At 62.8% G+C, this 20172-nt stretch carries 16 protein-coding genes and 1 pseudogene; 12 read left to right on the top strand and 5 right to left on the bottom strand.

Annotated elements, in window-relative coordinates:
• Positions 1 to 7: 7 nt before the first annotated feature.
• From BJ122_RS08825 to BJ122_RS08805, 5 genes are read right to left on the bottom strand one after another with little or no spacing between them, the layout of a single operon-like run.
• Positions 8 to 901 carry a 3'-5' exonuclease gene (locus BJ122_RS08825; protein WP_015740125.1) on the bottom strand — a complete coding sequence of 298 codons (894 nt, stop codon included), beginning with the start codon at positions 899 to 901 and terminating at the stop codon, positions 8 to 10.
• The gene (locus BJ122_RS08820; protein WP_110780700.1) at positions 888 to 2918 is read right to left on the bottom strand and encodes an ATP-binding protein; all 2031 of its coding nucleotides are present in this window, start codon (positions 2916 to 2918) and stop codon (positions 888 to 890) included. The genes BJ122_RS08825 and BJ122_RS08820 overlap by 14 nt, the downstream gene beginning before the upstream one ends.
• Positions 2915 to 4237 carry an SIR2 family protein gene (locus tag BJ122_RS08815; protein ID WP_075657496.1) on the bottom strand — a complete coding sequence of 441 codons (1323 nt, stop codon included), beginning with the start codon at positions 4235 to 4237 and terminating at the stop codon, positions 2915 to 2917. The genes BJ122_RS08820 and BJ122_RS08815 overlap by 4 nt, the downstream gene beginning before the upstream one ends.
• A 23-nt stretch (positions 4238 to 4260) precedes the next feature.
• Positions 4261 to 5277 (bottom strand): nucleotidyl transferase AbiEii/AbiGii toxin family protein, encoded by a 1017-nt coding sequence (locus tag BJ122_RS08810; RefSeq protein WP_110780699.1) that lies wholly within the window; start codon positions 5275 to 5277, stop codon positions 4261 to 4263.
• Positions 5270 to 5863 (bottom strand): DUF6088 family protein, encoded by a 594-nt coding sequence (locus BJ122_RS08805; protein WP_010335695.1) that lies wholly within the window; start codon positions 5861 to 5863, stop codon positions 5270 to 5272. Before BJ122_RS08805 ends, BJ122_RS08810 begins: the two co-directional genes overlap by 8 nt.
• A gap of 235 nt (positions 5864 to 6098) precedes the next feature.
• Here BJ122_RS08805 and BJ122_RS08800 point away from each other — a divergent pair, with 235 nt between their 5' ends.
• From BJ122_RS08800 to BJ122_RS08745, 12 genes and pseudogenes are all read left to right on the top strand, one after another.
• Positions 6099 to 7061, top strand: coding sequence for an ArdC family protein (locus BJ122_RS08800; protein ID WP_110780698.1), 963 nt, complete (start codon positions 6099 to 6101; stop codon positions 7059 to 7061).
• Positions 7058 to 7454 (top strand): annotated as a pseudogene (locus tag BJ122_RS08795) (DUF2958 domain-containing protein). The gene BJ122_RS08800 and the pseudogene BJ122_RS08795 overlap by 4 nt, the downstream one beginning before the upstream one ends.
• A gap of 124 nt (positions 7455 to 7578) precedes the next feature.
• Positions 7579 to 9717 carry a ParB/RepB/Spo0J family partition protein gene (locus BJ122_RS08790; RefSeq protein WP_110780697.1) on the top strand — a complete coding sequence of 713 codons (2139 nt, stop codon included), beginning with the start codon at positions 7579 to 7581 and terminating at the stop codon, positions 9715 to 9717.
• A gap of 97 nt (positions 9718 to 9814) precedes the next feature.
• On the top strand, positions 9815 to 10120 hold the full coding sequence (locus BJ122_RS08785) for a hypothetical protein (protein WP_110780696.1): 306 nt from the start codon (positions 9815 to 9817) through the stop codon (positions 10118 to 10120).
• 423 nt (positions 10121 to 10543) lie between these two features.
• A complete protein-coding gene (locus tag BJ122_RS08780; RefSeq protein ID WP_015740132.1) occupies positions 10544 to 10708 on the top strand; it encodes a hypothetical protein in 165 nt (54 codons plus the stop codon).
• 198 nt (positions 10709 to 10906) lie between these two features.
• On the top strand, positions 10907 to 11455 hold the full coding sequence (locus BJ122_RS08775) for a hypothetical protein (RefSeq protein WP_181418909.1): 549 nt from the start codon (positions 10907 to 10909) through the stop codon (positions 11453 to 11455).
• A gap of 65 nt (positions 11456 to 11520) precedes the next feature.
• Positions 11521 to 11937 carry a hypothetical protein gene (locus tag BJ122_RS08770; protein ID WP_110780694.1) on the top strand — a complete coding sequence of 139 codons (417 nt, stop codon included), beginning with the start codon at positions 11521 to 11523 and terminating at the stop codon, positions 11935 to 11937.
• A complete protein-coding gene (locus tag BJ122_RS08765) occupies positions 11930 to 12574 on the top strand; it encodes an antitoxin of toxin-antitoxin stability system (RefSeq protein ID WP_110780693.1) in 645 nt (214 codons plus the stop codon). The genes BJ122_RS08770 and BJ122_RS08765 overlap by 8 nt, the downstream gene beginning before the upstream one ends.
• Positions 12575 to 12722: 148 nt before the next feature.
• The gene (locus BJ122_RS08760; RefSeq protein ID WP_110780692.1) at positions 12723 to 17045 is read left to right on the top strand and encodes a strawberry notch-like NTP hydrolase domain-containing protein; all 4323 of its coding nucleotides are present in this window, start codon (positions 12723 to 12725) and stop codon (positions 17043 to 17045) included.
• Complete coding sequence (locus BJ122_RS08755; RefSeq protein ID WP_110780691.1) at positions 17045 to 18082, top strand: DUF7146 domain-containing protein; 1038 nt, start codon at positions 17045 to 17047, stop codon at positions 18080 to 18082. The genes BJ122_RS08760 and BJ122_RS08755 overlap by 1 nt, the downstream gene beginning before the upstream one ends.
• A 307-nt stretch (positions 18083 to 18389) precedes the next feature.
• Positions 18390 to 19316: a DUF2493 domain-containing protein gene (locus BJ122_RS08750; RefSeq protein WP_110780690.1), complete on the top strand. Its 927-nt coding sequence runs from the start codon at positions 18390 to 18392 to the stop codon at positions 19314 to 19316.
• Between the two features lie 150 nt (positions 19317 to 19466).
• The gene (locus BJ122_RS08745; RefSeq protein ID WP_110780689.1) at positions 19467 to 19907 is read left to right on the top strand and encodes a hypothetical protein; all 441 of its coding nucleotides are present in this window, start codon (positions 19467 to 19469) and stop codon (positions 19905 to 19907) included.
• Positions 19908 to 20172: the final 265 nt, after the last annotated feature.

Genomic DNA, 20172 nt, shown 5'->3' with positions numbered 1-20172 from the left:
ACGGCACTCAGATCCTGTCTGAAAACCGATCATAAGCATCGATCCGCCGAACCGGGGGATCGACCTCATACCGATAGATTTCCGTTCTCAAGAACCGTAGTTCGGCCTCGCACTGAGCCTCGGGAACGTCAATATACCAGGCGCGCGGCTGCGGGCCGGGATCGCCGTTCCAGCGGTACCCCCGCGCTTTAAGGACATCCTTGAGGTCAAAGGGCGCGTTCTCCGCCCAGATTCGCCAAGAAACGGTACGAGCGCCGTCCAGGAGACGGCTGAGACCTGTAGCGCCAGATCGGGGCAGCCACATCGCCAACAACTCGACCGTAGCAAGACAGTCGTGCATCGCGCGGTGGCGGTCGTAGAAGAAGCCGGCGGCCTGAGCGAGATAGGCGAGTTTCGTGCCCTCGAACCCCTCTGCTGCCCAATCGATCTGGCTGAGCGAGCATGCCCACGGCTTCGTCGAGAACACGTCGTTGAATCGTTCGAGGAAGCGGCGGTCGAACGCCGCATTGTGCGCGATGACGAGCGAAGCCGGCGCTGCGAATGAGGCTACCGCTGCGGGATCAACAATCTGGCCGGCCACCATCTCGTTGGTGATGCCCGTGATCGCGGTGATTTCCGGGGCGATAGGCTTGCTCGGCTGACGCAGCCCTTGGAAGCTGTCGCCCACGCTGAAAATGGTGCCATCCAAGCCGTAGTTGAATGGTGTCATGGCGAGTTCGATGATCTCGTCGCGCTGAGGGTCGAGCCCCGTGGTCTCCACATCGACCACCAGGCCGAGGCGCAGCGGCGTGCCTGGCGGAGGAACGATGCGAGGGCGCGGTTTGAGACGCCGGATGACCCGGTAGTCTCCCGTGGCCTCCAGCGCCTGCGCCAGGGTCTCCAGATGGTCAGAAGATGTCATCGTCTGACGCTTCGTTTACTGCCATCGGCTCCCCTCCAGCGGTATCGGCCGGAGCGAGTCGAATGTCGGCGGCTCGACCTTCTTCGTGGAACCACAAATCGACCACGGCGGTATCGTCGCTGCGCGGCCGCGGTGATGCCTCCCGCACCTTGAATGTCGTCGGGAGATTGACCGATGTTCCGAACACCAGCGCGTGCTGCCGAGGCAATGACGGCAAACGCTTCAAGACGGAATCCGAGATGAACGGCGTCATCTGCCGAATCTGAGAAAGATCGTCGGGGTTCTGGATGCGGTGAACCAGGAAATTGGAGCACTGGCTGAGAACCGTCTTGGACAGCTCACTCGGGCGTTGTGATGCCAAGAGCACGAACATGCCGTATTTGCGTCCTTCCTTGGCGATGCGCTCGAATATCTTGGTTGCGTCGATGGAAAACCGGGAGGGCGTAGAGGCAATATACCTGTGAGCCTCTTCGAGGAGCAGGTGTATCGGGAAGCGGTTTCTTGGTTCCGCATGACGAAGAAACCGGAAAAGCATGCGTGCGATGACCGCACTGACCAGCTCAACGATTTCATCTTCGACGGAATTCAGATCAATGATAATGACTTGATTGCGTTTGGTGAACGCTTCACCAACAGCCCTTTCCAGACCGACGATGTTGGTCAAGAACTCCAGATCGCTTACAGCCGCACCAACGTCAGCTCCTTCGTGACGTAAAAAGGCATATTCAGTCCTCTCTTGGAGAGATCGGAGCCGCGTGACCATGGACGAGCAGTAATCTCGGATTTGGCGGTTGCCGTGGGCCTCCTCATAAAGGATCGCGAAATCCAGACATTCGTGCAGCTCATCGAAAGAGAACGGCGTCCGATTGTAGGCTGGTAAGGGAGCATCCTTCTGGAGCTTCTTCCTTACTTCATCCAGAAATGCCGATTGGTTGTTGCCAGAAAAATTTCCGTATTGAAAATTCGGACTGAAGCGGTTCAACAACGCCATATTCAGATCGTTCGTCGGATACTTCTGAAGAAGGGAAACGACGCGCTGAAACTTCGACACTGGGGAGTCGCCATCCGCACCTCGAAAGCACTCGATGATGCAAGTGGCGACAAAGTGTTCGCGCAGCGCCAGAGCGTCTGGCGTGTTGGCATGAAAGAGACTTGTCAGACCTAACGCCGTCCGAAGAACCGGCAGTTGCGTTCGCTCGCTCGCCTGCAAAAGCAGTTCCCATTCTGCCATTTCCAGGAACCAGTGTGGCATCCGAAAGCCAGCGGTCGTCCCATCAAGGGTTACGCGATGGACGCCGATGCCGCCGTCTTTTGCCAAAGGAGCAAGCGCCTCGTGATACTCGCCATTCACGTCGAAGACGATAAACGTCGCTCCGCGAGCGTGATGTTCGTCCGGCTTGTCGAAAAGAGACTGTAGTACCGAGGCGACCGTGCATGACTTGCCGCTGCCGGTGTTACCCAGGACGGCAACGTGGCCACCGAAGAACTCGTTCAGACGGACTTTGACGTCGTAGTCCTCGAACACCACGGACTTGCCGATTGGCAGAACCCGGTAGCGCGTGGCGCCTTCTGGTTGGCAGACGCCACCATCCGGGCCGATTGACGGCACGACGGCCGCCTCGGTCTCGAAGATGCGATCGAGTTCGCCGTCCAGGGCATAGAGTGCGTCCGCATAGAGGGACGGGAAAACCGACACACCGAAGCGGAACGCGCCGCCGCGCATCGGCAACATGCCGACGGGCACCACATCCAGATATTTTGAGGAACCAGCCCGGTCGAAGTCGCCCCGCTCGGACGACGTGCTCGCATCGCGTTCACGCAGGCCGACAACCTCGACCACGACATATTCCGACTGCGACGGAATCATCAGGAATGATCCCAGCCGCGCCACATAATGCACGTCGTCGAAGCCGACGACCGTGAAATTGTCGGTGCCGACGTGCATCTCGACGACAAAGCGGTCGGCCGCGACCGAGACCACCTTGCCGATCGCCCGCTTGCGATCGTCGTGGCTCATGCCTCGCCATCCTTTGTCTCGTCGCCCCTTTTCGGCGCCAGCTCCGACAACACCTTGCGGACGGCGTCATCAATCCTGTCGCTGGGGCGCTGGGGCATGAAATGCTCTACGATCATGTCGAAGTAGTGCGCCCTCGTCCCCGCGGTAGGACCATTGCCTCCAATGATCCAAATGCGCGGATCGCGCAGCGCCCGCAGCTTGGCGATCTCGCCGTCCGTATCCGGCGCCGCGAAGATCACCAGACGGAACGTCGGGATCGTTAGCGCCTGGTAGATGATGTTGTTCAGGTGCTCATCGCCGAAGGCGTAGCCGGCCGTGATGAGAACGCTCTGCTCGCGCACTATCCGGGACTGAAATTCCCGGAACAGGTCTGCGTAGGGCGAGCCGAGCGAAGAGTTCTGCTTCGCCGGCGTCGGATAGATCAGCATCTGGTTCGTGGATTCCGGTGGCCAGACTTCCTTGATCGGGAAGAGGCCATGATCGTCCTCGGTCCAAGTGACCGAACCATGCAATTTGCAGAGATAGACGAAGGCGTCCACGGCGGTCCACTTGCGGCTGGCGACGTCGAGCTGCTCGGCCAGAGCATAGCGGAAGATCGCCGGGTTGAAGCGGCGTTCCACGACGCCGGAAAAACCGTTGGCATAGGGAATGCCCAGGCGATCCATCGCCAATTCGCTGAAATGATCGTAGTTGGTCGTGAACACCCAGGGCCGGGGCAAGGACCGATCGCGTAGGACCAGTTTCTTGTAGAAACGCTCGTAGAGGTCGCGCACGGTCGTGTCGCCCTCCGTGGCGAAGGCCCCTTGGGTGACACGGGTCCATAGGAAGTCCTGGACCTTCTTGATGATGCCGTCGAGAACAGCGCGATAGGGGTGAAGATCGGGATTCTCGCTCTGGCGCAGCACGAACCGTTGCGCGAACAGCACCTCCATCAAGCGTTCCAGGTTACGGCTGTAGTCCTTCGCCAGGTTGACCCCGAGCGCATCGAGATAGTCGAGTTCGTCTTTGGTTAGCCGCCACGGCGCCGGTACAGCGCCGGCTGTTGGCGGATCGCTGTAGAATCCTGCCGCGCGTGCCTCGATGGTTTCGCCGCAAAACTCCTTGGCCAGCGGCGCCATGGTCGCAATGCCGAGTTCCTTTTTGTCCTTCATCAGGGAAGAACATCCGGCGCCGAGCAGAAATGCGATATTCTTGGCGTTCATGGCCTCGGAAATCGCCTTGCGGGCGCTCTCGATCCCCTTGTTCCAGTCCAGTTCAGATGGCTCGGCATCGCCGTCCCGCAGAAACTGGAATTTTCGCTCTTCTTCGACTTCGCTCATATACCCCCGGTCCTCCCAGTTTCTTACTCGGCTGCTCTGTTCGCGCGCGCGGCTATATCAGCGCACTGCGCCATGAGCGCTTCGAACGGCTCCTCGTCGTCGAAGAGCAGTCCATCCTCAACCATGCGGGCATAGTCATCCTCCAACGCCTTCGCGCCATCGCCGACCGGCACGAGTTGCAAGCCGCCGCTGACAGCCGCTGCATAGTCGATCGGCGTGCGGTCGGCGGCCTTCTCTGCGAAGAACATCGACTTGTGCCGGGCGACAGCGTTGACCAGGTCGCGATCGGCAAAAGCGGCTTCCGCGAAGCCGGCTTCGTCCAGTCGGACAACATCGTGCCAATGTCGCGCGAAGCGGTCGCCGCGCAGCCGCTCCTGGAGGCAGAAGACGTGGATGGCGGTCGCCTTCTCCCAGAACGTCCGCTCCGCGTGCATGACGCGCGGCCGCGCAGTCGGGAAGAGCAGCCCCTCGATCAGGCCGGCCGCGTCGCAGACGACGTCGCGCAAGCTCGCAGGTTCGCCCGTCGAGCGCGCGCCGAACTCCAGCATGACGCTTGGAGCCACATAGCCGGACCCGGCTGCGGTCGCGTCATAGTCGATGAAGAGCTTCTCATCCTCGACGCGGACGGCCGCCGCCAGCCCTTCAGCGGCCAGGGCCTTCGCGATTACCGGCTGCACCGTCTCTGCGACCAAGGCCGGCAAACGCCGGCGGACCTCGCTGGACCAGCGCTTTTCCTCGCTTCGTGTCTTCGGCAGACCCTCGCGATTGTCCCCGACCAGATCGGGCGCAATCGCCCGAATGTCGTAGGTCAGATCCACATCCTCCGAAAAACGGCGAATGACCTGATAGGCTTTTGACAGCGACGTCCCGCCCTTGAACACCAGATGTTCGCCGAGCGGTGTCGCGTAGAGGGTCGCCAGCGCCCACACCACCCACACATCCTTTTCGAGAAGATGGGTGGGACGACCCGAACGGTCGGCGACGACGCCCAACGCGTCACGCCGATCCTCGGCCGAAAGCTGGAGGAAAACGTCAGCCATAGGCCGCCTTTCCGACGCTCTGCGCGAGCCATGTCGGAAGCTGCGGCGCGGCGGCGACCAGTTCGCCGAACACACCAGGCGGCATCTTCCGCTTCAAGGTCGTGAGCGCGGCCTCCGCCCTTTCGGGGCCGAGCCAGGCCAGCGCCCGCACGGCCTCGCCTGCGGGGCGGTTGGCCAGGGCCAGTTGCCAGCGCGGCGCGTGCCGCAATTCGACGACCTGCTTGCCGAGGTGCATCTTTCGGCTGCGTCCGGAGGTCAGATAGACCGAGCGGACGGGCACCTGCGTCGTCAAGCCAAGCGCGTTCGCCGCGGCGGCTCCGTTCGAGACGATGATCTCCCCTTTTTGGGTCGCGAGGGCCTCGACAGCCTGCTCGACCGAAGGTGCGCGCGTGCCAAACCGACTGGCGATGGGGCGCAGATAGACGCCACGACCGGCGCGGATGAGCTGCCCGCGCTCGGACAGACGCGACAATGCCTGATCCACGGCCGCCCGGTTTCCGAGGTGGAGCAGGCCCTTGGCGGACACGGGCATCCCTTCGGGAAGTCCCGTCGCATGTGCCAGAATCTGTTCGGTCAGCCGTGTCATCGTCTTTCTCCTGTTGGAAATATACGCGAGTTTCTGACAGTTTTCAAGGAAGCGCAGGGGAACATACCGAATAGGGGGAAAGCCTTCCCCTGCGGCCGAGCCTTGGTCTCTGCCTACCCCTTCTGCGGGGAGATCCCCGCAACGCCCCCTTCAGAGTGAGAGTGCGGACGGATTTTCCGTGACGGGTTAAGAGCTGGAGGAGAGGCTTCCGGCACCCGTCGCGGAGATCATCCCGATGGCCAGACAGGGTCGTAACCTCGCGGAAGGTGGCGCGCGCAGCAACCTTTACGACGACATCACCAACAAGATCATCGCCGAGCTGGAGCAAGGGCGGTTGCCATGGGTCCAGCCTTGGGGTGCGTCGCCTGATACCGCCCCGCTGGGCCTGCCGAGAAATGCTTCAACCGGCCGGTCCTATTCCGGCATCAATATTCTCATCCTCTGGGGCGCGGTCATCCAGCATGGCTTCCCCGGTCAGGCGTGGCTGACTTTCCGCCAGGCCCTTTCGCTTGGCGGCAACGTCAGGAAGGGCGAACGCGGCACCACTGTCGTTTATGCCGACCGTTTCACCCCCGAGGACGAAAAACGCCGTGCCCGCGAGACGGGTGAGGATGCTCATGCCATACCGTTCCTGAAGCGGTTCACGGTCTTTAACGCCGCGCAATGCGATGGTCTGCCCGATGACATCACGGCAGTCGCGCCGCCACGCCCGCCCGGCCTGATCGAACCTCGGGTCGAGGCGCTGATCGAGGCCACCGGCATCGACTTCCGTATCGGTGGTAATCGCGCCTTCTATATGCCGTCGCTCGACTATGTGCAGGTGCCGCCTCCACAAGCCTATTTCGAGCCGATCAACTGGCACCGGACGGCACTGCACGAGCTTGGTCACGCCAGCGGCCATCACAGCCGTCTCGACCGCGATCTGACCGGCTCGTTCGGCTCGAAGAAATACGCCTTCGAGGAGATGATTGCCGAACAGACCTCGGCTTTCAGCTGCGCTGCGCTCGGGATCGTGCCGACCGTGCGCCATGCCGATTACATCGGGTCGTGGCTGGAGGTCATGCGCGAGGATTCTCGCGCCATTGTCCGCGCAGCCTCGCAGGCGAGCAAGGCGGCAGACTGGCTGCTGTCGTATCTGCCGGCCGAGGACACCGTGGAGCAGGATGCCAGCGTAACCGACCGGAGGGCTGCGGCATGATCCTCCTGACCGGCACACAGCGCGACCGTCTTCTGGCCAACGGTCGTCACCGCGATCAGGATCACATTCCGATCGTGAAGTTCTTCAATCCCCTTCGGTGAAGGCGTCTGGCTCGCCACCGAACTGGATGACGATGGCGACATCATGTTCGGCCTGGCCGATCTCGGCTACCCGGAGCTGGGCTCGTGGAGCCTTGAGGAGCTTTCCTCGGTACGGCTGCCCTTCGGCATGGGCATCGAGCGCGATCTACTGTTCACCGGGGATTTCCCGATCTCGGTATGGACCGAGGCCGCCCGCGAAACTGGCAGCATCCGCGCCGCTGAAAGTCTGCTCTACCGCGTCGGCGCGAGCTTTTCCCGTACATCCGCCGATACAGAAAACCGGAGTGCCTGATTTCCGGGTTTCAGGTTCTGCGGCTGGCGTCGCTCTCTTCAGAGGAAGAGGGCGGCGCTTCGCTTCGTGACGGGCTGATAGCCGGAGAGAGAGGCTCACCGGCGTCCGTCATGGAGTAACTGACATGGCCACTGCCGTTCAGAAGATCACCCTGTCGTCCTCGCGCGACATTCCCTTCAACAAGCTGGTGCTCAGCCAGTCCAACGTCCGGCGCGTCAAGGCCGGGATCTCGGTCGAGGAACTGGCCGAGTCCATCGCCCGTCGCGGCCTGATCCAGTCCCTGCATGTCCGCCCGGTGGTGGATGCCGAGGGCAAGGAAACCGGCATGTTCGAGGTGCCCGCCGGCGGTCGCCGTTTCCGGGCGCTGGAGTTGCTGGTCAAGCAAAAGCGCCTCGCCAAAATCGCGCCGGTCCCGTGCGTGGTGTCGGAGGCCAGCGCCGATGTGCTGATCGATGAGGTTTCACTCGCTGAAAACATCGAGCGCGCCCCGTTGCATCCGCTCGACCAGTTCCGCGCCTTCCAGGCCATGCGCGAAAAGGGCATGACCGAGGAAACCATCGCCGCCGCCTTCTTCGTGGATGCCAAGGTGGTCAAGCAGCGCCTGCGTCTGGTTTCCGTCTCACCGGTATTGCTCAACGTCTATGCCGAGGACGGCATGACGCTGGAGCAGCTGATGGCTTTCAGCGTCAGCTCTGACCATGCGCGGCAGGAGCAGGTCTGGGAAGCGATCAAGGACGGCTGGCAGAAAGAACCGTACCACATCCGCCGCTTGCTGACCGAAACCACGGTCCGCGCCGCCGACAAGCGGACGGTGTTCGTTGGCATCGATTCCTATGAGAAGGCTGGCGGCTGCGTGCTGCGCGATCTCTTCCAGCAGGACGATGGCGGCTGGCTGCAAGATCCGGTGCTGCTCGACCGGCTGGTCGGCGAAAAGCTGAAGGCGGAGGCCGAGGCCATCGCCGCCGAGGGCTGGAAGTGGATCGAGGTCGCCATCACCTTTCCCTATGGTCACGGCCATGGCCTGCGCCAGATTGTCGGCACGACGGTCGATCTGACCGAAGATGAACGCGCCACCCGCGAAGCATTGCGCGACGAATATGAGCGGCTTGAAGCGGAATATGGCGAGGCCGACGAACTGCCGGACGAGATCGACGCGCGCCTCGGTGAGATCGAACAGACGCTGGAAACCTTCGAGCGCCGTCCGATGACCTTCGAGCCGGACCAGATCAGCATGGCGGGTGTCTTCATCAGCATCGACGCCGATGGCGCATTGCTGATCGAGCGCGGCTATGTTCGCGCCGAGGATGAAACGCCTGCGGAACCGGAGGCCGAGATCGTCGACCCGGAAACCGGCGAGGTGATCCAGCGGGCAGAACCGGAGGCGAGCCGTGCGCGCGCGGTTATCGCGCTGGGCGGCCAGCCGGTCGAAACCGAGGAGGAAGACGAGGCCGACACCATCAGGCCGCTGCCCGATCGCCTGGTCAGCGAGCTGACCGCGCATCGCACGCTGGCGCTGCGGGATGCGGTGGCCGTGAACCCGCATGTCGCCATGACGGCACTGCTGCACCGGCTGGTCATGGATTGCTTCATGCCGCATTCCGGCAAGGGTTGCCTGGAAGCACAGGTCCGGGAAGTTCATCTGCCCGCACAGGCGGAGGATCTGCGCGACAGCGCCTCGGCCAAATCCATTGCAGATCGGCACGAACGCTGGGGCGATCATGTCCCGGCAGACGATGCCGCCCTCTGGGATTGGCTGACTGTTCTGGATGATGGGTCGCGCATGGACCTGCTCGCCCATTGCGTCAGCTACGGTGTCAACGCGCTCTATGAAAAGCCCAACCCTTACAGCGGCGCGGGCGTTAGTCAGCACGGGCTGGACATCCGCCTGTCGCAGGCTGACCGGCTCGCGCGTTCGACCGGCCTCGACATGGTGGCTGTCGGCTGGCGGCCGACGGTTGGCAATTATCTCGGTCGCGTGACCAAGCCGCGTATCCTTGAAGCCGTGCGCGAAGGAGCCGGAGACCGCGCCGCTGAACTGATCGGACACCTCAAGAAGGGCGACATGGCCAAGGAAGCTGAACGCCTGCTTGCGGATACCGGCTGGCTGCCCGAGCCGCTGCGCATGGTGGAAGATGGTATCGAAGTCGATCCGGCATCAGGCGCTGCGGCGGAAGCCGACGATCTGCCCGATTTCCTCTCCGGCGATGGCGAGGACGACCCGGCTGACGACGAGGAAGATCAGCATATGGTCGCTGCTGAATAGCACTCATGCGGGGCGGCTTCGGTCGCCTCGTTCCAACCGCCCCGTTTCCGTAACTCGCCCGGTCCTCGTGATCGGGCTTTTTCTTTGGAAAGCCGCCATGCCGATCAGCATCGACATCGATCAGATTTTTCTGGAAGACCGCGAACATCCCCCGTCGGATCGAACCTTACCGTGGACCGAAATCCGCGATGGCATCACTGTTGTCGTGGAGCCAAAGCCCCATTGTGCCGAACACATGCGGGTTTTTCGGCTTAGTGCGCGTGAATATTGCCGCTACGCCGACTGGACGGCTCATGGTGCTCGTGCCCGTTTCTTCGGTCATATCGATACCTCGGGCGACGACCTTATAATGAAGGCGCGCGCGATGATCGCCCGAGAAATTGCCGATGGGCTTTGGAGCTGAAGACCCGATCGCAGGGTGTCGGGCCGTGAGGATGGGAGGTCTGCACCGGACGGGGTCAATCCGGCTTCACCATGCAATCCGCCATCCCCATCAGGACAAGCGGCGTGGGTGCCGTCTCCGGCCTGAGGGAACACGATCCTGATGCCAGCATGGCGGCAAGGCTGGCGCGGCAGAGCATCTGCGACGGGTATCCGGAATCCTGTCAGACGCGAAGAACCACCCCCGCTTCCATTAGCAAACCTTGGTCCGATCCGTCTCTTTGACATTCAACCCGTGAAGGGTCGGCTTGACGCTTCGCTTGCCGCCCTCGGGGATTCGGAAAAAGTCCGAACGCCCGAGGGTGATTGCAGATCCGGTCAGACACTTCGGGCGCCTGTCGCGCGGGGGATGGTCCCCCGCCTCCAAAGACAGGAGCCGGAACCCATGTCCTATGCAGATGCCACCGCCTTCGCCGCCAGCCTCGCCGCCACGCTGATGGTCGAGATCGTCGTGTTCCAGGCCGGGGACGGCACCCACGCCGCTTGTCCCGCCGCCGAGTTCGACGGCGACGACGACATGGTGAAGCTGGAGCTGGATCCTTGGGGGTAAGGCGCGACCGCGCCTCATCCCCGACGGCCTGGCCGCGACAAGCCCGCGACCGGGCCTTCAGCGCGTCGCGATGGTTGCCCATCGCCGACGGCGGAACCGGGCTGCCCCGGTCAGAGAGGAAGAGTGCGGGCCGTTCGGCCGTGACGGGTTCAGGGTCGGAGAGAGAGGCTCACCGGCGCCCGTCATGGAGTGATCCCGATGACCTTTGCCCGTTCTGAAACCTTCCGCTCCATCGGTCAGATTCTGGCAGCCGATGTTCTGCCCGCGCTTTATCGGGCGCAGAAGCTGCCGCTGCGCATCTCGTGCCTCGGTGTGGCCAGCTATGACGCCAGTGACGCGGCGAACAGCTTTGACCGCGTGATCCCGCTTGGGGAAAGCACGTCACCGGAAGAGGCCATCCAGGCCGCGGCCTTGCGCGTGGCGCGCGGTGATATTTGCACGGGGCCGGACAGCCTCCCGTATTTTCAGCCGCGCATCATGCTCATTCAGGACCGAGATCAGCGCCTGGTCCTCGCCGGTGAAATCCGCGCCGGCATTATCCTTTGGCAACAGCCAGTCGCATCCGATGCCGAGGCAGGCAGGATCGTGACCGAGGCCAGCCGCCTGCGCGGTATGGCATTCCGGGCCTCGGACCCCGGTGATGCGAGACGGCTGCGTTACCGCGCCGCTGCGCTGGAGGCCCGGTTGGTCGATCCATACTGGCGCGAAACCTCGGCCGATCTGCTCCGCTTGCCGCAGGCCGCCTGAGCTTCACCCTTTCCATCCCATTCGGCTCGGCCATACGCCGGGCCATGTCATGTCCGGAGACCGTCATGGCCGACTATTACACGCACTTTTCCTGCCTCCTCGATGTGGGCACCCCCGAAAACGCCGCCCGCGCGCTTGAGCTCTACAATGCTCTAGCGGTTGCCAATTCCGCCGAAGACCCGCCTTCGGACGGCTTCCTGCTCTCCATCCAGCCAGAACATGGCGGCACGCAACTCTGGATGCGTGATGATGTCACCGGCGATCCCGAGCACGTCATCCAGTTCGTCAAACGCTGCGCCACCGAGTTCCGCCTGACGGGCCTATGGGGCCTTCAATACGCAAACAGCTGCTCAAAACCGCGAATCGACGGATTTGGTGGCGGCGCGCATGTTCTCGATCTCTCCACCGGCGAAACGGTGGACTGGATATACACCGATGGTTGGCTTTCCTCGGTTCTGGAAGGGAGAGACCCCTATGCCTGAGGTCATCGAAACCACCGTCTATCGCCTCAACGAATTGTCTGATGCGGCAAAGAACAAGGCCCGTGCCTGGTATCGTGAGGGTGGCTTCGACTATGACTGGCACGATGCCGTCTATGAGGATTTCCAGCGCATTGCGGAAATCCTCGGGTTGAACCTCAAGACCCGCACCGTCCGATTGATGGGCGGCGGCACACGGCAGGAACCCTGCATCTGGTTCCGCGGCTTCTGTTCACAAGGTGACGGTGCCTGCTTTGAATCCTGGTACTCCTACCAGAAACATGGGCCGCGCCGGATCAGAGAATACGCCCCGCAGGACACCGAATTGCATCGTATCGCCGATGCCCTTCAGGCGGTCCAGCGCCGCAACTTCTATCAGCTTTGCGCCGATGCCAGCCATCGCGGCCATTATTACCACGAATATTGCATGGCGATCTCGGTCGAGCGCGATAGTCCGACATACCAAGACATGACCGGCGATGCCGAGGAGACGATCATCGAGGCGCTGCGCGATCTGGCCCGCTGGCTCTACCGCCAGCTTGAGCGCGAATATGATTATCTGTCCTCGGACGAGGCGGTCGATGAAACCATCGCCGCCAACGAATACACTTTCACCGAAGCCGGTCGCCGCTTCGGCTGATGACGACAAGCGCCCCGCCATCCGGTCGGGGCGCTTTTTGCATGCTGCGCTTTGAGAGTCAGAGGCGGGCCGGAACGGGTTGAGTCCGGGCGGTCTAGAGAGCGCGCTGTCCGGGCTCTTCCATTTCTGCTCTCCTGAGGTTTCCGACATGAACATGGTGTTTCCCGTGGCCGATCCGGTCACGCCGCTGGCGGTTGCGCCCGCGATCCTGGCTGCGGCCAGTCTTCTGCTCCCCCATCTCGAACGCGGCCAGCGCATCGATGCCGTGACATTGCGCGGTGCTATGGAAACGGCCTTCGGCGCGTCCGATGCCACAGGCGCCTGGGACTGGAAGCTGGCCTATGAGGCCTGCGAAGTCGCTACCGTTCTCTTCCTGCGCAAATACGGAAAGGCGCTTTTCCGTAAAGCCGCGTCTCCGGCTACACGGGTTTCCGTGTTGGCAAAGATCGCGGGACTATTGCCCACGCAGACCCGGCGTTCCGAGGAAAGCCAGAACTTCCAGCAATTTTCGACGCCGATCCCCCTCGGCCTTGCCGCTCTGACAGCCGCCGCGATCACACCTGATGACAGGGTGCTGGAACCGTCCGCTGGCACCGGCCTTCTGGCGATCTTGGTGCAGACCATCGGCGGCTCGCTGATCCTCAACGAACTGGCCGATACCCGCGCTGAACTGCTTGCCGAGCTCTTTCCGGCCTTTGCCGTCAACCGGTTCGACGCCGCCCAGATCGACGATCATCTGGCCCCGGATGCCGTCCCGTCCGTGGTGCTGATGAACCCGCCATTCTCGGTCATGGCCAATGTCAGTGGGCGTGTCGCCGATGCCGCCTACCGCCATGTTGCCTCGGCGCTGGCCCGTCTTGCACCGGGCGGTCGGCTGGTGACGATCACCGGCGCAGGCTTTGGCCCCGAAGCTCCGGCATGGCGGGACGCCTTCATCCGCTTGCAGGCGCGTGGCCGTGTGGTGTTCAGCGCTGCCGTCGACGGCGCGGTCTATGCAAAGCACGGCACCACGATCGACACGCGGCTGACCGTTATCGACAAACTGCCCGCCGACGATCCGGGCATTTTTCCGGTATCGCTAGGGATCGCGCCCGATGTCGCCACGCTGATCGGCTGGATCGAAGCGCAGGTTCCGCCGCGCCTGCCAGTGTCATTGCCGAAGATCGTGGTTTCCGCTTCGGCCACCGCGCCGAAAACCGTGCGAGGCTATCTGGCCCGCTCGCCAGCTGCGCGGCCTGCCGCTGCTCCGGCCAACGATCCCGAGGGCGTCGAACTCGCCTATGACACCGTGGACTGGGCACCGCCGGAAGGCGCTCGCCTGTCCGACGCCATCTATGAGGAATATGCGCTGCAATCGCTGCGCATTGCTGGCGCACAGCCGCATCCGACCAAGCTGGTGCAATCCGCCGCCATGGCCTCGGTCGCACCGCCCAAGCCTTCCTACCGGCCCTTGCTGCCCGCTGACATCTGTGCGCGTCTGTCGGACGCCCAGCTTGAAACGGTGATCTATGCCGGTGAAGCCCATGCCGATCATCTCGACGGCGCCTGGACCGTGGACGAGCATTTCGACAACGTGAACGCCGCACCCGAGGATGGTGCCGGATCGATCCGCTTTCGCCGGGGCTTCATGCTCGGTGACGGAACCGGCGCTGGCAAGGGCCGCCAATCGGCCGCCATCATTCTCGACAACTGGCTGCGCGGTCGGCGCAAGGCGATCTGGATCTCCAAATCCGACAAGCTGATCGAGGACGCGCAGCGCGACTGGTCGGCGCTTGGCATGGAACGGTTGCTGGTCACGCCTCTGTCACGCTTCCCGCAGGGCAAGCCGATCACGCTGTCGGAAGGCATCCTTTTTACCACCTATGCCACGCTGCGCTCCGACGACCGGGGGGAGAAGGTTTCGCGCGTCAAACAGATCGTCGAATGGTTGGGGGCCGATTTCGATGGAGCCATTATCTTCGACGAGAGCCATTCCATGCAGAATGCCGGTGGCGGAAAAGGAGAACGCGGCGATGTCGCCGCTTCGCAGCAGGGACGTGCGGGCCTGCGGCTCCAACACGCGCTGCCCGATTCCCGTGTGGTCTATGTCTCGGCGACCGGCGCCACCACAGTCCACAATCTCGCCTATGCGCAGCGCCTCGGCCTCTGGGGTGGTGAGGATTTTCCGTTCCAGACGCGTGCCGAGTTCGTCGAGGCGATCGAAGCTGGCGGCGTTGCGGCTATGGAAGTGCTGGCCCGCGACCTGCGATCTCTCGGCCTCTATACCGCCCGCTCGCTCTCCTATGATGGCGTCGAATATGAACTGATCGAGCATCTGCTCACGGACGAACAGCGCCGCATCTATGATGCCTATGCCGGGGCTTTTGCCGTCATTCACAACAATCTCGATGCTGCGATGGAAGCGGCAAACATCACCGGCAGCGAGGGCACGCTGAACCGGCAGGCGAAGTCGGCGGCGCGTTCGGCGTTTGAGAGCACCAAGCAGCGCTTCTTCGGCCATCTGCTGACCTCCATGAAAACACCGACCCTGATCCGCTCCATTGAGGCCGATCTGGAAGCGGGCCATGCCGCTGTCATCCAGATTGTCTCGACCGGCGAAGCGCTGATGGAGCGGCGGCTTTCCGAGATCCCGACCGAGGAATGGAACGATATTTCCGTCGATGTCACTCCGAGGGAATATGTCGGCTCGTATTTGCAGCATTCCTTTCCGGTGCAGCTCTATGAACCCTTCACCGATGGCGAGGGCAACCTGTCGTCACGCCCCGTCTTCCGCGACGGTCAGCCGGTTGAGTGCCGCGAAGCTGTAGCGCGACGCGACGAGATGCTGGAGCAGATGGGTTCGCTTCCACCTGTCCCGGGTGCGCTCGACCAGATCGTGCAGCGCTTCGGCACGGATATGGTGGCGGAGGTTACGGGGCGTTCGCGCCGGATCGTGCGCAAGGGCGACGGTGCATCGGCACGCCTTGCGGTCGAGAACCGTGCACCCTCTGCCAACCTTGCCGAGACTTCGGCCTTCATGGATGACCAGAAGCGGATTCTGGTCTTCTCTGATGCCGGTGGCACGGGACGCAGCTATCACGCCGAACTCTCGGCGCAGAACCAACGGCTGCGCGTGCATTACCTGCTGGAGCCGGGCTGGAAGGCCGATGCCGCCATTCAGGGGCTGGGCCGCACCAACCGGACCAATCAGGCGCAGCCGCCACTCTTCCGACCCATCGCCACGGATGTCAAAGCCGAGAAGCGGTTCCTCAGCACCATCGCCCGTCGCCTCGATACGCTGGGCGCCATCACACGCGGCCAGCGCCAGACCGGCGGTCAGGGGCTGTTCCGTCCCGAAGACAATCTGGAATCCGCCTATGCCCGCGATGCGTTGCGCCAGCTCTACCTGTTGATCGTGCGCGGCAAGGTCGAGGGATGCTCGCTCGAACGGTTTGAATCCGCCACCGGCCTGAAGCTGATGGACAGCAACGGTGTGAAGGACGACCTGCCGCCGATCACCACCTTCCTCAACCGCCTGCTGGCGCTGACCATCGAGTTGCAGGGCATCCTGTTCTCCGCCTTCGAGCAGCTTCTGCAGGCCCGGATCGACGGGGCGATGGCATCCGGCACCTATGACATGGGGCTGGAAACGCTGAAGGCCGAAAGCTTCATCGTCACAGACCGACAGGTGATCCACACCCATCCGGGCACAGGGGCGGAAACGCGGCTCCTGACGCTCACCGAGCGCAAACGCAATCAGCCGGTCACGCTCGATGCCGCCCTGGCGGAACTGGATGATCCCCGCGCTAGATTGCTCATCAACGAGCGATCTGGTCGTGCCGCCGTGCAGATCCCGACCACCAGCGTCATGCTGGATGATGGCGAGATCGAACGGCGCGTGCGGCTGATCCGGCCTATGGAGGCGATGAACATTCCGGTGCGGGCGATGGGCGAGACCCATTGGATCGAGGCCGACCATGCCGCCTTCACCGTGGCCTGGAAGGCGGAACTGGCCGAGGTGCCGGAGTTCACCGACAGCATCCTGCATATGGTGACGGGGTTGCTTTTGCCGATCTGGAAACGCCTGCCGCAGGACTCCTCCCGCGTCTATCGCCTCCAGACCGACGAGGGCGAACGCATCATCGGTCGCCGGGTATCGCCGGCATGGGCTGCCAATGCCTCGACCAGTGGCGTCACCAGCAACCTGACACCGGATGCCGCATATGCAGCGCTGATCGAAGGTCGCACGATCCTTGATCTCGCTGAAGGGCTGCAACTGCGCCGCGTCCGGGTCATGGGCGCCAACCGGATCGAACTGACCGGCTTTACTGACGCGATGCGTGACCGGCTGCGGGCCTATGGACTCTTCAGCGAGATCATCTCGTGGAAGTTGCGCTTCTTCGTGCCGGTCGGCGCGATGGGACCGGAGATCACAGGCAAACTGCTTGACCGCTTCGCGGTTGAACGCATCGGTGAGCGGGAGGCCGCATAATGGCGCGTCTCAACGCTTCCGAACTGGCGCAGCGTCTCGGCCGACAGGCCGAGGCGGTGTGCCGTCACTATCTGTCGAATGGGCGCAAACAGGGTAACTACTGGCAGGTTGGCGATGTCCGAAACACCGCTGGCCGCTCGATGTTCGTCCGGCTGCACGACAGCGTGAAAGGCATTGCCGGTAAATGGCAGGACTCGGCCACGGGGGAATATGGCGATCTGCTCGACGTGATCCGGGACTCGCTCGGTCTGATCGACTTCGCAGACGTTGCCGAAGAAGCCCGGCGTTTCCTCAGCCTGCCGCATCCTGAACCGCAGCCGCCATCCCGTCAGTCTCGAACGCCGGCACCATCGGGATCATCCGAGGCGGCACGCCGCCTCTGGCGCATGACGCAGCCGCTGATCGGCAGTACCGCAGAAGCGTATTTACGCGGACGCGGCATTACGGATTTACGCCAGACCGCAAATCTGCGCCTTCACCCCAACTGCTACTGGCGGCCTGAGGACGATGGCCCGACCGAAACATGGCCCGCCATGATCGCCGCCGTCACCGACCTCGATGGCAGGATCACCGGCGCACACCGCACATGGCTGGCCCCTGACGGTTCTGGCAAGGCACCTCTCGATCCGCCGAGGAAGGCAATGGGCGACCTGCTCGGACATGCGGTTCGTTTCGGGTGCGTGAGGGATGTCATGGCAGCGGGGGAAGGTATCGAAACCATCCTGTCGCTGCGTCAGGCTCTGCCAACCATGCCGATGGTTTCCGCGCTCTCGGCCGGACACCTCGCTGCCATCCTGTTCCCGCCGCAACTGCGCAGGCTCTATATCGTCCGCGACAACGATCCGGCAGGTGACAGCGCCTGCGATAGCCTGGTGGACCGGGCGCACGAAGTCGGGATCGAGGCCATCACGCTCTCGCCCATGATGGGGGACTTCAACGAAGATCTCGCAACTTACGGGCTGGATGCCGTTCGGGCAGAAATCCGGGTGCAAATCGCTCCCGAGGACGTCTGCCGCTTCATGGCTTCAAGTGCATAGCCGGTACGGGGCCGTGATCGGGCCGTTCCGATCCTGTCATGCGCGCAGGCTGCATCCTGTCACCAGCAGAGGACCGCGCCTTGGCCTTCCGAGAGGGCGATCGGCCCACAAACGCTCTGGTCAGGCAATGGCGGCGCCCGACTGATTTCCGTCGGCGGGCAAGCCCGCCTTTACAGCGCGAAACAAATCAGCCGGGCTTTGCCATCAAGGCCCTCGCCAGAGGCTCGCGCTGCCAGACCGGAGCGCCCATGAGCTTTCGTCGCCATGAAGGCCGCGACGGTCGCGGTCCAACTGACGGAAGCATCCCATGTACGCGCACGACGATTTCGAACCCGATCACAGCACGTCCCCGACCGGCCATGCCATCGAAGAACTTGAACTCTACGGCTACCGCCCCTCGGAAGACGAGGCCGATCCCCGCACTACACCCGAAGATCACGTCATCCAGGGCGCAGTCTCGGACATCTTCGACGCCCTGATTTCCACCATGGCCGACACCAGCCTCGATTTCGACCTCGACGAGATCCTCTGGTCCACCGTCAACACCTTCCACCGCGCTGTCGAGCGGATCGAGACCAAACTCGACGATAACGAGCAGGCACAGAAGCGCCTTCAGCGTGAACAGGATGGCAGCGAGGTCAAATCCGTCCAGCTCGAAACCCTGATCGGCGCGGGACAAAGCCTGATCGAGCGCCGCGACAGCATGGAAACCTTTCGCGATACCGCCGCCGACATCTATCTGCGCACCACCGGAACGCCCTGGTCGCAACGCTCCGGCTCATGGGTCAACCATCGCCAGATGACCTCGGCCATGATCGACAGCCGCGACTTCATCGCCGCAAAACGCCGGGCCGACAACGAGGTGCTGCTGCCCGCCGGACCGAAGATCGCCTTCTCGGGCGGTGACACGACCGATCACCGGACGATCTGGGCCAAGCTCGATCAGGTCCACGCCAAGCACCCGGACATGGTGCTGATGCACGGTGGATCGCCCAAGGGCGCGGAACGTATCGCGGCAACCTGGGCCAATAACCGCAAGGTCGCACAGGTCGCGTTCAAACCCGACTGGGCGAAACATGCCAAGGCAGCACCGTTCAAGCGCAACGACCAGATGCTCGGCATCATGCCGATCGGGGTCATCATCTTCCCCGGCACGGGCATTCAGGACAATCTGGCCGACAAGGCCCGCAAGATGGGCATCCCGGTCTATCGCTTCGGAACGGGCAGCGCGTGAGCGCTGCCTTTCCCATCGCCACGAGCCGGATGATCGGAACCACCGATTATTCCGGCTCGCGCAGGCAGGCGTGTTCATGCTATATTCCGCTTTGCGCCATGGTGGTGGTGGAAGGCGCGACCGTTCAATCCCTTGCACGGAGACACCACCATGATCATTCTCGGAATCCTCGTTTCCATCGCAGCCATCGGCACCATGTGCTGGCTGCTGTTCAATCTCGCCGTTTTTGCCCTGCCGTTCCTCATCGGCCTGAACGCAGGTATCTGGGCCTATGGCACAGGGGCTGGCTGGCTCGGCGGCATCGTTGTCGGTCTTCTCGTCGCCGGCCTGACACTGGCAGTCGGTCAGGGTCTGCTGATGCTGGTCCGCCCGATCTGGGCGCGTTTGCTGATCGCTCTGGCCTTCGTCGCTCCGGCGGGGATGGCCGGGTTCTACGCCACGCTCGGTATCGTCAAGCACATGATGCCGTCTGAGACATGGCAGCTCATCTTCTCGGTGATCGGGGCGATTGCGGTGGGCGTGACAGCGTTCCTGCGCGTTGCGGGCATGGCGGCAACCGACCAGCCGGACGACAGCTTCGCACGCACCTGAACCGCAATGATCCGTTGATGGCGACCAGACGCGGGTGCGGATCATCTTCCACCTCCGTCAGGAATATAGTCGCAGACAGCGGGCAAGTATCGGATCAGCTTGAGGCACGGGCGCGGCCCATAGGAGCGTAAGACGGTCGGTATTGACCTTCGTGGGCTGACCAGAATCCGGTTGGGGCGTTGCCGGAGGAACAGGCCGGGAAGAGCGATGCGCATAGCCTGAAACACAGGGTATCCGATAAGCCTGTGCGGCCGGTCAGGTCATC

It is taken from the genome of Rhodopseudomonas faecalis (assembly GCF_003217325.1).
In the GTDB taxonomy this organism is placed as follows: Bacteria; Pseudomonadota; Alphaproteobacteria; order Rhizobiales; family Xanthobacteraceae; genus Rhodopseudomonas; species Rhodopseudomonas faecalis.
The sequence above is the reverse complement of the archived record's forward strand: the minus strand, read 5'-3'. Positions and strand labels throughout refer to the sequence as shown.

What these genes read in the sequence shown, in the direction of transcription:
- BJ122_RS08825 (WP_015740125.1), bottom strand. Translation starts at nt 901, where the DNA reads ATGACATCTTCTGACCATCTGGAGACCCTGGCGCAGGCGCTGGAGGCC.
- BJ122_RS08820 (WP_110780700.1), bottom strand. Translation starts at nt 2,918, where the DNA reads ATGAGCCACGACGATCGCAAGCGGGCGATCGGCAAGGTGGTCTCGGTC.
- BJ122_RS08815 (WP_075657496.1), bottom strand. Translation starts at nt 4,237, where the DNA reads ATGAGCGAAGTCGAAGAAGAGCGAAAATTCCAGTTTCTGCGGGACGGC.
- BJ122_RS08810 (WP_110780699.1), bottom strand. Translation starts at nt 5,277, where the DNA reads ATGGCTGACGTTTTCCTCCAGCTTTCGGCCGAGGATCGGCGTGACGCG.
- BJ122_RS08805 (WP_010335695.1), bottom strand. Translation starts at nt 5,863, where the DNA reads ATGACACGGCTGACCGAACAGATTCTGGCACATGCGACGGGACTTCCC.
- BJ122_RS08800 (WP_110780698.1), top strand. Translation starts at nt 6,099, where the DNA reads ATGGCCAGACAGGGTCGTAACCTCGCGGAAGGTGGCGCGCGCAGCAAC.
- BJ122_RS08790 (WP_110780697.1), top strand. Translation starts at nt 7,579, where the DNA reads ATGGCCACTGCCGTTCAGAAGATCACCCTGTCGTCCTCGCGCGACATT.
- BJ122_RS08785 (WP_110780696.1), top strand. Translation starts at nt 9,815, where the DNA reads ATGCCGATCAGCATCGACATCGATCAGATTTTTCTGGAAGACCGCGAA.
- BJ122_RS08780 (WP_015740132.1), top strand. Translation starts at nt 10,544, where the DNA reads ATGTCCTATGCAGATGCCACCGCCTTCGCCGCCAGCCTCGCCGCCACG.
- BJ122_RS08775 (WP_181418909.1), top strand. Translation starts at nt 10,907, where the DNA reads ATGACCTTTGCCCGTTCTGAAACCTTCCGCTCCATCGGTCAGATTCTG.
- BJ122_RS08770 (WP_110780694.1), top strand. Translation starts at nt 11,521, where the DNA reads ATGGCCGACTATTACACGCACTTTTCCTGCCTCCTCGATGTGGGCACC.
- BJ122_RS08765 (WP_110780693.1), top strand. Translation starts at nt 11,930, where the DNA reads ATGCCTGAGGTCATCGAAACCACCGTCTATCGCCTCAACGAATTGTCT.
- BJ122_RS08760 (WP_110780692.1), top strand. Translation starts at nt 12,723, where the DNA reads ATGAACATGGTGTTTCCCGTGGCCGATCCGGTCACGCCGCTGGCGGTT.
- BJ122_RS08755 (WP_110780691.1), top strand. Translation starts at nt 17,045, where the DNA reads ATGGCGCGTCTCAACGCTTCCGAACTGGCGCAGCGTCTCGGCCGACAG.
- BJ122_RS08750 (WP_110780690.1), top strand. Translation starts at nt 18,390, where the DNA reads ATGTACGCGCACGACGATTTCGAACCCGATCACAGCACGTCCCCGACC.
- BJ122_RS08745 (WP_110780689.1), top strand. Translation starts at nt 19,467, where the DNA reads ATGATCATTCTCGGAATCCTCGTTTCCATCGCAGCCATCGGCACCATG.